Source organism: Streptomyces sp. YPW6 (assembly GCF_018866325.1).
Lineage (GTDB): Bacteria > Actinomycetota > Actinomycetes > Streptomycetales > Streptomycetaceae > Streptomyces.
Window position 1 is genome coordinate 3,587,502 of record NZ_CP076457.1, and the last position, 13,591, is coordinate 3,601,092.

Below are 13,591 nucleotides of genomic sequence, written 5' to 3' on the forward strand. Positions count from 1 at the left end.
CCGCCGCCCGCCCCGTACTCCCGTACCGCACCCGGGCGTACGCCACCGTCCCCGCCTCCCGCCCCTGCGTCCGAGGAGCTCACCCTCATGTCTCTCCCGCTCACCCGCCGCCGCACGGCAGCCGCCGTCCTGACCGCCGCCCTCCTCGTCCCGCTCGCCGCCTGCGGTGACGACGGCTCCGGCACCGCGAAGGACCGGGCCGACGGCTCGGGGGCCGCGTCGGGCGCCCCGCGGGCCGACCTGACCGTGCTGGCCGCGTCCTCCCTGACGGACGTCTTCAAGGAGGCGGGGGCCGCGTACGAGAAGGCGAACCCCGGCACCGAGGTGACGTTCTCCTTCGCCGGCTCCCAGGAGCTGGCCGCCCAGGTCAGGCAGGGCGCCCCCGCCGACGCCCTGGTCACCGCCGACACCCGGACGATGGACGGCCTCTCCGGCGACACCGGCGAGCCGGTCGTCATCGCCGAGAACCGCCTCGTCATCGCCACCGGCGAGGGCAACCCGGAGAAGGTCGAGGGCCTGGACGACCTCGCCGACCCGGAGCTGAAGGTCGTCCTGGCCGCCCCCGAGGTGCCGGTGGGCCGCTACAGCCGGCAGATCCTCGACGCGCAGAGGATCGAGGTGAAGCCGGTCTCCCAGGAACCCAACGTCCGTGCGGTCCTCAGCAAGGTCGCGCTGGGCGAGGCGGACGCCGGGCTCGTCTACCGGACCGACGCCGCGACCGCCACCGACAAGGTCGACGCGATCGAGATCCCGGACACGCAGAACGCCATCGCCTCCTACCCGGCCGCCACGCTGAAGACGTCGAAGCACAGCGAGGCCGCCGCCGCGTTCGTCGCCTGGCTCTCCACACCCGAGGCGCAGAAGATCCTCCAGGGTGCGGGCTTCCAGCAGCCGTAGCCGCACCCCGGCCGACGGCCCCGTGCCTCCCGACCGCCCGCCCGCACGCGGCCGACACCCCGCACGCGGCCCGGCACCCCGATACGTCCGGCGGGCCCGTACCGTCCTACGGGCCCGCCGGGCACCCGCCCGTCCCCCCGCCGCCGCCCGACGAGGTCACCATGAAACGACCGGCACTCCGCCGTACGGCCGGAGCCCGCGCGCCCCTGCTGCTGACGGTGCCCGCCGTGCTGGCCGTGGCGTTCCTGATGCTGCCGCTCGCCGGGATCCTGGTCCGCACCTCCTGGGGCGAGCTGGGCGACCACCTCACCGCCGGGGCCACGACCGAGGCACTGCGGCTGTCGCTGCTGGTCTCCGGGTGGGCCCTCGGGCTCTCCCTGCTGTTCGGCGTGCCGCTGGCCTGGCTGCTGGCCCGGGTGCGGTTCCCCGGCAAGGCGTCTCTCCGCTCGCTGGTCCTGCTGCCGATGGTGCTGCCGCCCACGGTCGGCGGCGTCGCCCTGCTGCTGGCGTTCGGGCGGCGCGGTCTGCTCGGCCCCTGGCTGGAGGACACCTTCGGCGTCACGCTCCCCTTCCACACCTCGGGGGCCGTGCTCGCGGCGACGTTCGTCGCGATGCCGTTCCTGGTCATCTCACTGGAGGGCGCGCTCGGCGGGCTCAGCCCCCGGTACGAGGAGACCGCCGCCTCGCTCGGGGCCTCCCCGATCCGGGTGTTCCTCACCGTGACCCTGCCGATGGTCGCCCCCGGGCTGATCGCCGGGGCCGCCCTGACCTGGGCGCGGGCCCTCGGCGAGTTCGGGGCGACCATCACCTTCGCCGGGAACCTCCCCGGCACCACGCAGACCCTGCCGCTCCAGGTCTATCTGCTGCTCCAGGACTCGCCGGAGGCCGCCACGTCCGTGTCCCTGCTGCTCCTGGCCATCGCGATGATCGTCCTCATCGCGCTGCGGGGCCGCTGGACCGGCACCCCGGGGGGCGAGCGGGACCCGGCGAGCCGTGCGGCGGCGGACCGCCCCGAGGACCCGGCCGCCGCGGCGCCTCTCCCCGAACCGCCCCCGGGGCTCCCGCTGAAGTCCCCGCCCGAGCCCTGGCCGCTGCACGCCGACGTCACCGGCTTCACCCGCCTCACCCTGGACGCGGGCCCCGGCACCACCATCGCGGTGGTCGGCCCCAACGGCGCGGGCAAGACGACGCTCCTGCGGGCCCTCCTCGGCCTCACCCCCCGCGCCCACGCCGAACTCCGCCTCGGCGACGACGACGTCACCGGCCTCCCCCCGCACCGCCGGGGCGTGGCCTGGGTCCCCCAGGACGGCGCCCTCTTCCCGCACCTGAGCGCCCTGACGAACACGGCGTACGGGCTCCGCGCCCATGGCGTGCCGCGCACCGAGGCGCGCCGCGAGGCGCAGGGCTGGCTGGACCGGCTCGGGGTGGGCCACCTCGCCCACCGCAGGCCCGCCCAGCTCTCCGGCGGCCAGGCCCAGCGGGTCGCCCTGGCCCGCGCCCTGGCGGCCCGCCCGCGCCTCCTGCTGCTGGACGAACCGCTCGCCGCCCTCGACCAGACCACCCGGGCCCGGGTGCGGCACACCCTGCGCGGGCACCTCGCGGACTTCGGCGGGGTCTGCCTGATCGTCACCCACGACCCGGTCGAGGCGCTCTCCCTGGCCGACCGGGTCCTGGTGCTGGAGGACGGGCGGGTCCTCCAGGACGAGCCGCCCGCGGGGGTCACCCGGCATCCGCGCTCGCCCTGGGTGGCCCGGATGCTGGGGCGCAACGCCTGGCCCGGAACCGCCACCGCCGACGGGCTCGCGCCGGCGGGCGGCGGCCACCTCGTGGTCGCCGAGCCCCTCCCGGCGGGCACGGACGCCCTCGCGGTCATCGCGCCGGAAGCCGTCTCCGTCCACCGGGAGCGGCCCACCGGGTCCCCGCGCAACGTCTGGCCGGGCACGGTCCGCGAGATCACTTCGAGCGGCAGCAGGCTGCGGCTGCTGATCACCTCGGCGAAGGCCCCGGACCTGGTCGCGGAGATCACCCCGGGGGCCGCGGCCGAGCTGGGGATCGCCGACGGGAGCGCCGTCTGGACCAGTGTGAAGGCGACGGAGGCGACGGTCGTACCGCTGTAGCGGGAAGGGCTGCGGGAAGGTGTCGGCCGGCCGGGGACGGGAACCAGAACACCCGCACGGACGTACTCCTTACGACGCCCGACGCCCATCGGAGAAACGGGGACCCATGGCACTGTTCGGCAACGCCCACACGATCAACCCGGCCACCGCCCAGCAGGACTACGCGAGGCTGCTCGGGCAGGGCGAGCAGGTGCACGCCGCGTTCCTGCTGATCCGCGACACCATCCTGTTCACGGACCGGCGCCTGATCCTCGTCGACAAGCAGGGCATCACCGGCAAGAAGACCGAGTACCACTCCGTTCCGTACCGCAGCATCACGCACTTCGCGGTCGAGACGGCCGGCACGTTCGACCTGGACGCCGAGCTGAAGATCTGGATCTCGGGCAGCCCGACCCCGCTCCAGAAGACGTTCACCAAGGGCGTCGACATCTACGAGGTGCAGGCGATACTCACGCAGTTCGTCGCCCGGTAGCCGGCCCCGGGACCGGTCGCGCACGCACGCGGTTCGTCGTCCGCCCGTCGGTCCGGGGGCCGGTCACGCACGCACGGGGCTCCTCGTCCGCCAGTCCGTCCCGGGGCGGCTCGCGCACGCACGGGGTTCTCGCAGGTCGCCGTCCCGGGGCCGCTCGCGCTCACAGGGACGGTCGCAGGCGGGCCGCCGCCGAGTGGCCGGGGACGGTGGCGCGCAGCTTCGCGGCGCGCTCACGCAGTTCGGGCAGCAGTGCGTAGAGCGCGTCGCCGGGGCAGCGGGTCTCGAAGCTGTCGCGGTGGCCGGAGATGACGTGCAGGCTGGCCACCTGCCCCTCGTCGAAACGGCTCTCGTCGTTCGTCGAGATCAGGTCGACGCTGCCCAGCGGGTCCGCTCCGGGCCGCAGCTTCCAGGCGGCGAGCTCCACCAGCGCGTCCAGCATCGGCTTCGGCACCGCCACGCCCTCGCCGAAGTTCCCGATGGCCGCGATGCCGACGGTGTCGACGTTGAACCCCTTGGTGTGCGCGCCGAGCACCGCGCGGCCGACGCCGCCGGCACGGCCCTCGTAGATGGTGCCGCAGCGGTCGACGAGGAAGTTGTAGCCGATGTCGTCCCAGCCGTCCTGCCGGATGTGGTCGCGCTGCACGGCCCGGATCAGTTCGGGGGCGTCCGCGCAGTCGTAGTCGTTGGGGTTGCCGGTGTGGTGGACGAACACCGCCCGCGCCGCGCCCGTGTAGTGCGGTCCTTCCCGCACCAGCTTCTCGTCCGCGTGCCAGTCCCGGCGGCTGACCATGGCCGGCTGTGGGAGGCCGCGCGGCGGGCGGGGCCCGGTGGCCAGTTCCGTCTCCGGCGCGCGCGACGCCGGCCCGTCCCCGAACACCAGGAGGGCCAGGGGCAGGACCAGAACGCCCAGGACGAGTCGGCGGGACCACATGGACTCCACCCTGCGCCCTGGCCTCGGGGTTCGCAGAGGAGCGGGCCGTTCGGGTGACGCTGTGCCGGGCTCCGCGGGTCCTCCCCGCAGCACGCGCGCTGTCTCCGGAATGCGGGTTCCACCGGGTCTTCCTACGATGAGATCCGGATCATCGCCCGCTCCCGGCGGGGGTGCCCGGCGGAGCGAGGAACCATGGCCCACGACCGTGTGCGGGACGAACCGGATGCCGGCCTCAAGCCGAACGCGATCGGGTTCGTCGACGCCCTGGTCATCGGTCTGAACGCGACCTCCCCGGCGTACTCGCTGGCCGCCGTCATCGGGCCGATCGTGGCCCTGGTGGGGATCTACGCCCCGGGCGTCATGTTCGCCTCGTTCGTGCCGATGCTGCTGATCGCCTCCGCCTTCTACTACCTGAACAAGGTCGACCAGGACTGCGGGACGACGTTCTCCTGGGTGACCCGGGCGATGGGCCCGTGGGCGGGCTGGCTGGGCGGCTGGGCGATCACCATGACCGGGGTCCTGGTGGTGGGCTCGCTGGCCGACGTGGCGGTGAGCTTCACCCTGCTGGCGGTGGGTCTGGACGGCTGGGTGGACAACGACTTCGCGCGCCAGCTCCTCACCGTGCTGCTGATCATCGTGATGACCGGGCTCTGCGTGATCGGCACCGAGCTGTCGGCCAAGGTGCAGAACGTCCTGATCCTCCTCCAGATCGCGTTCCTGCTGGTGTTCGTCGCGGTGGCGCTCTACCGGGTGTACGCGGGCACGACCGGCTTCGACTCGATCGAGCCGGCCGTCGGCTGGCTCGACCCGTTCGGCGCGGGCGGCGCCGCGCTGACCGGCGGGCTGCTGCTCGGCGTCTTCATCTACTGGGGCTGGGAGTCCGCGGTGAACCTCACCGAGGAGACCGAGGACTCCGCCAGCGCCCCCGGCAGGGCGGGCCTGTGGTCCACCGTCGTGCTCCTGGTGACCTACCTGTCGGTCGCCATCGCGGTCGTCGCCTTCGCGGGGACGGCGTTCCTGGCGGAGAACGCGGGCGAGGAGGAGTTCATCTTCGCCCAGCTCGCCGGAGACGTCCTGGGCGGCTGGGACTGGATCCTGCTGCTGGCGGTCGCCACCTCCGCGATCGCCTCCACCCAGACGACGATCATCCCGGCGTCCCGGACCGCCCTGTCCATGGCCCGCCGCCAGGCGCTGCCGCAGCACTTCGGGCACATCAGCCCCCGGTTCCGTACCCCGGACGTGAGTACGTGGTGGGTCGCCGCGATCGCCATCGCCTGGTACCTGGTCGTCAACCAGATCTCCGCCAACGCCCTCTTCGACTCGCTGACCGCGCTGTCCCTGCTGATCGCCTTCTACTACGCGCTCACCGGAGTGGCCTGCGCCGTCTACTACCGTCGCCATCTCACCGAGAGCCTGCGGAACTTCCTGCTCATCGGGCTCGGCCCGGTGGCCGGCGCCGGACTGCTGACCTGGCTGCTGGTGCGCTCGGTCATCGACATGTCCGACCCTGCCAACTCCTACAGCGGCACCTCCTGGTTCGGGCTCGGACCGCCGCTCGTCATCGGCATCGCGATCGCCCTGGCCGGTGTGGTCCTCATGGTGGTGTGGCGGCTGCGCGACGCGGTGTTCTGGCAGGAGCGGCCGGGAGTCGCGGACCCGGACCTGGTACGCGGCACGATCACCGGCACCGGCGGACCGGGGGACGCGGGCGGCCCCGGTGGACGCGGCCCCGGTGACGCGGGCGGACCGGGTGAACGCGGCGGCCCCGGTGACGCGGGCGGCCCCGGCGGACCTGGTGACCCGGGTGCCGGAAAGGAGCCTTGAGATGTCGGTCGTCCTCGGTTACGACGAATCCCCCGGCGCCGCCCGCGCCCTGCGCATCGCCATCGAGGTGGCGGCCGCGTACGGGGAGGAGCTGGTGATGGTCTACGGGGCGGCCGCCCCCGGCCTGCGCGACGGCGCGGAGTACCGCAGCCACTACGACGCGATCCGGCAGGCCGGCCGCACCGGCCTGGAGCACGCGCTCAGCTCCGCCGAGGAGGCGGGGGTCCCGGCGTCGGTCGAGGTGCTGGACGAGAAGCCCGCACAGGCCCTGCTCGACGCCGCCGAACGGCACGGGGCCCGGGTCATCGTGGTCGGCACCTGGGGCGAGAGCCCGATGCGCGGGGCCCTGCTGGGCTCGACCCCGCACAAGCTGCTGCACATGTCGTCGGTCCCGGTGCTGTGCGTACCGTCGGAGGAGGGCCCGGAGCAGCCGCAGCCGTAGCGGGCCGCAGAAGCGGGTCCACCCCGACGCACCACTCCGTACGGTCCGGCCCACCCCGCCGTACGAGCCGCTCCACCACCCCGTAGGGTCCAGCCCACCGCCCCGCACGGTCCGGCCCACCCCGCCGTACGAGCCGCTCCACCACCCCGTACGGTCCGGTCCGCCGCGCCTCACCCCACCGTGCCGCGCGGTCCGCCGCGCCTCACCACGCCTCGCCGCTCTCCGCCGCCCGCCCCGGAACGGCTCTGCCGGCGCCCTCGCCCTCCTCCCCGCGCAGCAGCCGGAACGCCAGCAGCGGGAACACCAGGACCGACACCATCGCGGCGGCGACCAGGGCGGCGGCCTCCTCCGCCCCGATCACCCGGTCGTCCAGGCCGATCGCGGTGATCGCGACCACCAGCGGCAGACACGTGGACGAGAAGAGTCCGAGTGCGGCCCGCGGGGCGGGTCCGGCCAGGTCGCGCGGGGCCAGCAGATACGCCGGAACCCCGCGCACCAGCAGGAACAGCAGCAGGAAGACCGGCAGGAGCAGCAGCGGGCGGCCGCCGTCGAGCAGCGCCGCGAGGTCGAAGTCGATACCGGTGACGACGTAGAAGAACGGTACGAGGAAGCCGAAGCCGATCGCCTCCACCCGCTCCAGGATCGCGTCGCTCCGCTCGGGCACCGACCCCTGGAGGACGAGCCGGGTCAGCATGCCCGCCGCGAACGCGCCGAGCAGGGTGTCCAGGCCGAAGACATGGGCGAGCCCCAGCATCCCGGCCAGCAGCAGCATGACGAAGCGCACCGCGAACTGGCCGCTGGAGTGCAGGGTCACGGCGATGATCCGGGCGAACCACGGGGGCCTCGGCCGCATCGCCCAGAACACCGCGCCCGCCGTGACGAGGGCGAACACGGCCAGCACCACGCTCGCCGCCCCCGGGCTGCGCCCGCTGAACAGCAGCGCCATCGCGATGATCGGGCCGAACTCCCCCACCGACCCGAACGCCATCACCACCGACCCGAACCGCCCCTCCAGCCGCCCGGAGTCCCGCAGGATCGGCAGCACGGCGCCCAGCGCGGTGCTGGTCAGCGCGGTGCCGATGACCAGGCTCTTCGCCAGGTCCGCCCCGCTCAGCAGCAGGGCGACCCCGAGCCCGGCGGCGAACGACAGCACCCAGGCCCCACCGGCCCGGCGCAGCGTGTCGCCGCGGACCTCGGCGAACCGGATCTCGTACCCCGCCAGGAAGATCAGCATCGAGAGCCCCAGGTCGGACAGGGTGTCGATGACCTGGTCGTGATGGGCCCAGCCGAGCACGTCGGGCCCGACCAGGACCCCGAGCACGATCTCGAAGATGACGACGGGGACCGGCAGCCACCGCCCGGTCGCATAACCGAGCAACGGGGCGAGAACCGCCAGGGCCATGATCAGAACGAGGGTGCCCGGGTGCTCCATCGCTCGTGTATAGCAAGGAGAACACAGCTTCGGCCCGCTATGACACTCTTCGTAGCTCTTCGTCCGGTATCCGCAGCGGCCCGTCCCCGTCACCCGTTCTCCCCCACCGGCGTGCCGGGTGGCGCTCGGGGCCGTTGAATGCGAAGTCAGCGCCCCCTCAAGGCGTCCCCGCCTCCCCGCGGCCCGCCGGGGCCACGGCCGCGAACGGGGCCGGAAGGCAGGAGAGGACCGCATGCCGTCGTCACAGGCCCCCACCGGGCGGAAAGCCGCCCCGCGCCGCCTGGGTGTGCTGCGCCGCACCGGCGAATGGTGCGCCCGGCACTTCGTGACCGTCCTCGTCCTGTGGGTGGCCGCGCTCGCCGGGCTCCAGGTCCTCCAGCACGCGTACGGCGGGGACTACTCCGACGACTTCTCGCTCCCCGGCACCCAGTCCCAGAACGGCCTGGACGTTCTGAAGGCGCATGCCCCGCAGGCGGGCGGCTACAACGCGCAGGTGGTCCTGCACGACCCGGACCAGCCGCTCACCTCCGTCTCCGACCAGGTCTCCACCGCCGTCACCGACCTCCAGAAGCTCCCGGACGTGCTGTCGGCGCAGAACCCGCTGCCGCCGTCCGGTTCCACCCCGCCCCCGCCGCCCGACCCGAACACCGGCCCGCTCTCCACGGACGGCAAGACCGCCTACATCACGGTCCGGTTCAGCGTGCAGCCCTCCACGCTCGACCCGTCCTACCTCGACGGGGTCGACGACGCGGTGCGGCCGCTGCGGTCGGCCGGGGTGACGGTGGAGTACGGCGGGTCGCTCGGCGAGCTGGCCCGGCCCGAGCCGAGCGACCGCACCAGCGAGGCGATCGGCTTCGGGGTGGCGATCGTGGTCCTGCTGATCGGCTTCGGCAGTCTGCTCGCCGCCGTGCTGCCGCTGGTCACCGCCCTGATCTGCGCCCTGTGCGGGCTGGCGCTGCTCGGCCTCTTCGCCGCCACCGCGACCTTCGCGACCGTCTCCCCGACGCTCGCCACGATGATCGGCATCGGCGTCGGCATCGACTACGCCCTCTTCCTGGTCACCCGTCACCGGCAGAACCTCGTCGACGGCCGGGACCCGGTGACCGCCGCCGGGAACGCCACCGCCACCAGCGGGCACGCGGTGCTGCTCTCCGGCTGCACGGTGATCATCGCGCTGTCGGGCCTGTGGGTGTCCGGCATCGGGTTCATCGGCAAGCTGGGCCTGGCCGCGGCGGTCACCGTCGTCACCGCGGTGGCGGGCGCCCTCACCCTCGTCCCGGCGGTCCTCGGTCTGATCGGCCGCCGCATCGACCGCGTACGGGTGCGGAAACCGGTGGCCGAGACCGTACCGGCCCCCGAGGGCGCGGAGCCCGGCGGCTGGCACCGGTACGCGCAGCGCGTGGAGCAGCGGCCCTGGTGGTTCCTGGCCGGCGGGGTGGTGCTGCTGGCCGTGCTGTCCTTCCCGCTGCTCTTCATCCAGCTCGGCCACATCGGCGACGGCGCCGACCCGAAGTCGTTCACGGACCGGCGCGCCTACGACCTGATGTCGAGCGCCTTCGGGCCGGGCTCCAACGGCCCGCTGACCGTGGTCATCGACCAGAGCAAGGTGCCCTCCGGCGACCGTGCCGCCCTCGCCGACCAGGCGCAGAAGGCGCTGACCGGGGTGCCCGACGCCGAGGTGATCACCCCGCTGACCGCCACCCAGGACGGCGACGTGCTGACCGCCACCGCCTACTCGGTGGCCGCCCCGCAGGACGAGCGGACGACCTCCCTGACGAACCGGCTCGTCGACGACGTCCTGCCCGGGGCGGTCTCCGGCTACGACGCGAGCACCTACGTCACCGGCACCACCGCCGCCCAGGTCGACTTCCTGGACATCGTCTCCAGCAGACTGCCGCTCATCATCGCGGTCGTCGTGGGCCTGGCGTTCCTGGTGATCCTGGCCGTCTTCCGGGGGCTGCTCGTCGCGGTGAAGGCCGCCGTGCTCAACGTGCTGTCGATCGCCGCCTCGTACGGGGTCGTGGTGGCGGTCTTCCAGTGGGGCTGGGGCGGCCCGGCGCTGGGGGTGTCGGGCGAGGTGCCGATCGAGAGCTACGTCCCCATGATGATGTTCGCGATCGTCTTCGGGCTGAGCATGGACTACGAGATCTTCCTGCTCTCCCGCATCCACGAGGCCTGGGTGCGCACCGGCGACCCGCGCGCGAGCGTCGCGCACGCGCTGGAGATCACCGCCCGGGTCATCACCTGCGCGGCACTGATCATGGTGAGCGTCTTCGCCGCGTTCATCATCAGCGACAACATCGTGGTGAAGATGCTGGGCCTCGGACTCGCCGCCAGTGTGCTCATCGACGCCACCGTCGTACGGCTGCTGCTGGTCCCGGCGGTGATGACCCTGCTGGGCCGGGCCGCCTGGTGGATCCCCGGCCCGCTGGACCGGATCCTGCCGCACCTGGACGCCGAGGGGAGCGAGGAGGCGCCCGCCCGTCCACCCGTCAGTGATGCATGACACAGAGGGCGGAAGGAACGCCTCCGCGTTCTAGGGTGTCAGGATGTCGTCTCCCCTCATCTCCGAGCAGCCGCGCCCCACCGCCGCTGCCGACACCCCGGAGACCGGGAAGCCGCCGGCCGACGGCCGGGATCCCTTCTTCGACAACGTGAAGTACCTGGCGATCGTGCTGGTGGCCGTCGGGCACGCCTGGGAGCCCCTGCCCCCCGGGCGCCTCGTGGAGGCCGCCTACACCTTCATCTACACCTTCCACATGCCGGTGTTCATCCTGATCGCCGGGTACTTCTCGCGGAACTTCGAGCTGCGCCCGGACCGGGTGTGGAAGCTGGTCACCAGCCTGCTGGTGCCCTACCTCCTCTTCGAGGCCCTCTACACGCTGTTCGAGCGGGTCGCCGACAAGCCGGACTTCCCCCTGTCGGTGCTGGAGCCCTACTGGCTCCTGTGGTTCCTGCCCGCCCTGTTCTTCTGGCGGCTGTCCACCCCGGTCTGGCAGGCCGTGCGCTTCCCGGTGCTGGTCTCGCTCGCCGTCGCCGCCCTCGCGTCGGTGTCACCCGCCGCCGACGGGAGCCTGCAGATCCAGCGCATGCTCCAGTTCCTGCCGTTCTACGTGCTCGGCCTGCGGCTGCGCCCGGAGCACTTCGCGTTCGTCAGGTCCACCTGGATGCGGATCGTCTCGGTGCCGGTGTTCGTGGCCGGGATGCTGCTGGCGTACTGGCTGGTGCCCCGGACCTCGACCTCCCTCTTCTTCCGCAAGAACAGCGCTCAGGGGATGAGCATCGCCGAGTGGACGGGCCCCATGGCCACGCTCCTGCTGTTCGTGGCCGCGCTGGTGCTGGGCGCCTGCTTCCTCGCCTGGGTGCCCCGGGGCAGGAGCTGGATGACCACGCTCGGCACCTGCACGCTGTACGGGTACCTGCTCCACGGCTTCGTCGTCCGGGGCCTGAAGTACGGCGGCTTCTATGACGGCCCGTTCTTCGACACCATGCTGGGCACGGTCGCCGTCACCCTGGGCGCGATCGCCGGCATGACCCTGCTCTGCACGCCCCCGGTCCGGCGGCTGCTGCGCCCGCTGCTGGAACCGCGCATGGCGTGGGCCCGGCAGAAACCGCCGGCCGCCCGGGCGTCCTGAGAGGACACCGGACGGCCGGGCCGCAGGCCCGGGAAGCGAACGACGCCCGCCCCGGGCACCTTGTGACAGACCGTCACCTGACCGTGCGCCGTGTGGCCACGCAGGTCAGGCCGCGCGGTTCTTCCGGCGCTGTGCGGCGGCGGCGCGCTCCTCGGGCGTCGGCACTCCGGGGCGACCGCGCCGGGCCGGGGCCCCGCCGCCACGCCGGGTGCCCCGCCCCATGAACGCGCCCCCGCCGCGGCCGGAGCGCTCCTTGGGCGGGGCGGTGACGACGACCGGGACACCGGAGGGCGCCTGCGCACCCGTGATCCGGCTGAGCTCGGCCTCGCCCGACCGGACCTGAGTGACCTGCGGCCTGATCCCGGCGTCCGCCATCAGCCGGGTCATCTCCCGGCGCTGGTTCGGCAGCACCAGCGTGACGACGCTGCCGGACTCCCCGGCGCGGGCGGTACGGCCGCCGCGGTGCAGGTAGTCCTTGTGGTCGGTCGGCGGGTCCACGTTGACCACCAGGTCGAGGTTGTCGACGTGGATGCCGCGCGCCGCGACGTTGGTGGCGACCAGGACCGTGACGTGCCCGGTCTTGAACCGCTCCAGGGTGCGGGTGCGCTGCGGCTGGGACTTGCCGCCGTGCAGCGCCGCCGCCCGGACCCCGCTCTGCAGCAGGTGGTCGGTGAGCCTGTCCACGGCGTGCTTGGTGTCCAGGAACATGATCACGCGGCCGTCGCGGGCCGCGATCTCCGTCGTGGTGGCGTACTTGTCGGCGCCCTGGACGTAGAGGACATGGTGTTCCATCGTCGTGACCGCGCCGGCGGCGGGATCGACGGAGTGCACGACCGGGTCCTTCAGGTACGTCCGCACCAGCAGGTCGACGTTGCGGTCCAGGGTGGCCGAGAAGAGCATCCGCTGCCCGTCCGGGTTCACCTGGTCGAGCAGCTCGGTGACCTGCGGCATGAAGCCCATGTCGGCCATCTGGTCGGCCTCGTCGAGGACCGTGACGGTGACCCGGTCCAGCATGCAGTCACGGCGCTCGATGAGGTCCTTGAGGCGCCCCGGCGTGGCGACGACGACCTCGGCACCGCCGCGCAGCGCGCTCGCCTGACGGCCGATGGACATGCCGCCGACCACGGTGGCGATGCGCAGCTTCAGCGACCGGGCGTACGGGGTGAGCGCGTCGGTGACCTGCTGGGCCAGCTCCCGGGTCGGAACGAGGACCAGGGCCAGCGGGCGCTTCGCGTCGGCGCGGCGGCCGGCCGTGCGGGCCAGCAGCGCGAGGCCGAAGGCGAGGGTCTTGCCGGAGCCGGTGCGGCCGCGGCCCAGGACATCCCGGCCGGCCAGCGAGTTCGGCAGGGTGGCCGCCTGGATCGGGAAGGGCACGGTCATGCCCTCTGCGGCCAGCGCCTTCGTCAGCGGTGCGGGCATCTCCAGTTCGCCGAAGGTCTCGACGGCGGGGAGGGCCGGGGTGAGCGTCACCGGCAGGGCGAATTCTCCCTTGACGCCGGAGGCGGAACGGCGGCCGTGACCACCGGACCGGCCGGAGGCGCCCGAGCCACCGGACCGTCGGGGACCGCCACCGAAGCCCGCGGCCCGGCGTTCGCCGCCACCTCCGGAGTAGCGGGGGGCGCCGCCGGAACCCGTTCGGGAGAAACGGCCGGTCGAGCGGGGGGTGCGTTCGCGATTCATGCAGAACCTTTCCTCGATGGGCGCGTATCGAGGGATTCTTTTTCGGGAGACGGCCGTGAACGGCGCCCGGAATCGCAAGAACGAGCCGATGAAATGACAGAAGAAAACGGGGCCCCGGCCCCGGAAACGACAACGAGCCGGGGCCCGCACCCATGGTGCGG

At 73.2% G+C, this 13,591-nt stretch carries 10 protein-coding genes; 7 read left to right on the top strand and 3 right to left on the bottom strand.

What is annotated here, in order from left to right; translation table 11 throughout:
- Window positions 1-87: 87 nt before the first annotated feature.
- The 3 genes from modA to KME66_RS15900 all read left to right on the top strand — a co-directional run bounded on the left by modA (window position 88) and on the right by KME66_RS15900 (window position 3,486).
- Complete coding sequence (gene modA, locus KME66_RS15890; RefSeq protein WP_216323058.1) at window positions 88-897, top strand: molybdate ABC transporter substrate-binding protein; 810 nt, start codon at window positions 88-90, stop codon at window positions 895-897.
- Between the two features lie 161 nt (window positions 898-1,058).
- On the top strand, window positions 1,059-3,014 hold the full coding sequence (locus KME66_RS15895; RefSeq protein WP_216323061.1) for an ABC transporter permease: 1,956 nt from the start codon (window positions 1,059-1,061) through the stop codon (window positions 3,012-3,014).
- Window positions 3,015-3,120: 106 nt separating this feature from the next.
- Window positions 3,121-3,486 carry a PH domain-containing protein gene (locus KME66_RS15900; protein ID WP_073223234.1) on the top strand — a complete coding sequence of 122 codons (366 nt, stop codon included), beginning with the start codon at window positions 3,121-3,123 and terminating at the stop codon, window positions 3,484-3,486.
- A 160-nt stretch (window positions 3,487-3,646) separates the two neighbouring features.
- Here KME66_RS15900 and KME66_RS15905 read toward each other — a convergent pair whose 3' ends face one another.
- Complete coding sequence (locus tag KME66_RS15905) at window positions 3,647-4,417, bottom strand: peptidoglycan recognition protein (protein WP_073223232.1); 771 nt, start codon at window positions 4,415-4,417, stop codon at window positions 3,647-3,649.
- A 192-nt stretch (window positions 4,418-4,609) separates the two neighbouring features.
- On the opposite strand from KME66_RS15905, the gene KME66_RS15910 reads away from it, so the two are divergent.
- The gene (locus tag KME66_RS15910) at window positions 4,610-6,241 is read left to right on the top strand and encodes an APC family permease (protein WP_253208367.1); all 1,632 of its coding nucleotides are present in this window, start codon (window positions 4,610-4,612) and stop codon (window positions 6,239-6,241) included.
- 1 nt (window position 6,242) lies between these two features.
- Entirely contained in the window at window positions 6,243-6,683 is a 441-nt protein-coding gene (locus KME66_RS15915) for a universal stress protein (RefSeq protein ID WP_073223354.1), read from the top strand.
- Window positions 6,684-6,885: 202 nt separating this feature from the next.
- On the opposite strand, the gene KME66_RS15920 is transcribed toward KME66_RS15915, so the two are convergent.
- Window positions 6,886-8,115 (bottom strand): cation:proton antiporter, encoded by a 1,230-nt coding sequence (locus KME66_RS15920; protein ID WP_073223230.1) that lies wholly within the window; start codon window positions 8,113-8,115, stop codon window positions 6,886-6,888.
- Between the two features lie 232 nt (window positions 8,116-8,347).
- Between KME66_RS15920 and KME66_RS15925 the strand changes: the two genes are divergently transcribed.
- Both KME66_RS15925 and KME66_RS15930 read left to right on the top strand, forming a co-directional pair.
- Complete coding sequence (locus KME66_RS15925) at window positions 8,348-10,621, top strand: MMPL family transporter (RefSeq protein WP_216323066.1); 2,274 nt, start codon at window positions 8,348-8,350, stop codon at window positions 10,619-10,621.
- A 43-nt stretch (window positions 10,622-10,664) separates the two neighbouring features.
- Window positions 10,665-11,750, top strand: coding sequence for an acyltransferase family protein (locus tag KME66_RS15930; protein ID WP_073223226.1), 1,086 nt, complete (start codon window positions 10,665-10,667; stop codon window positions 11,748-11,750).
- Between the two features lie 105 nt (window positions 11,751-11,855).
- Here the strand turns inward: KME66_RS15930 and KME66_RS15935 are convergent, their stop codons facing one another.
- Entirely contained in the window at window positions 11,856-13,430 is a 1,575-nt protein-coding gene (locus KME66_RS15935; protein WP_216323068.1) for a DEAD/DEAH box helicase, read from the bottom strand.
- Window positions 13,431-13,591 lie beyond the last annotated feature (161 nt).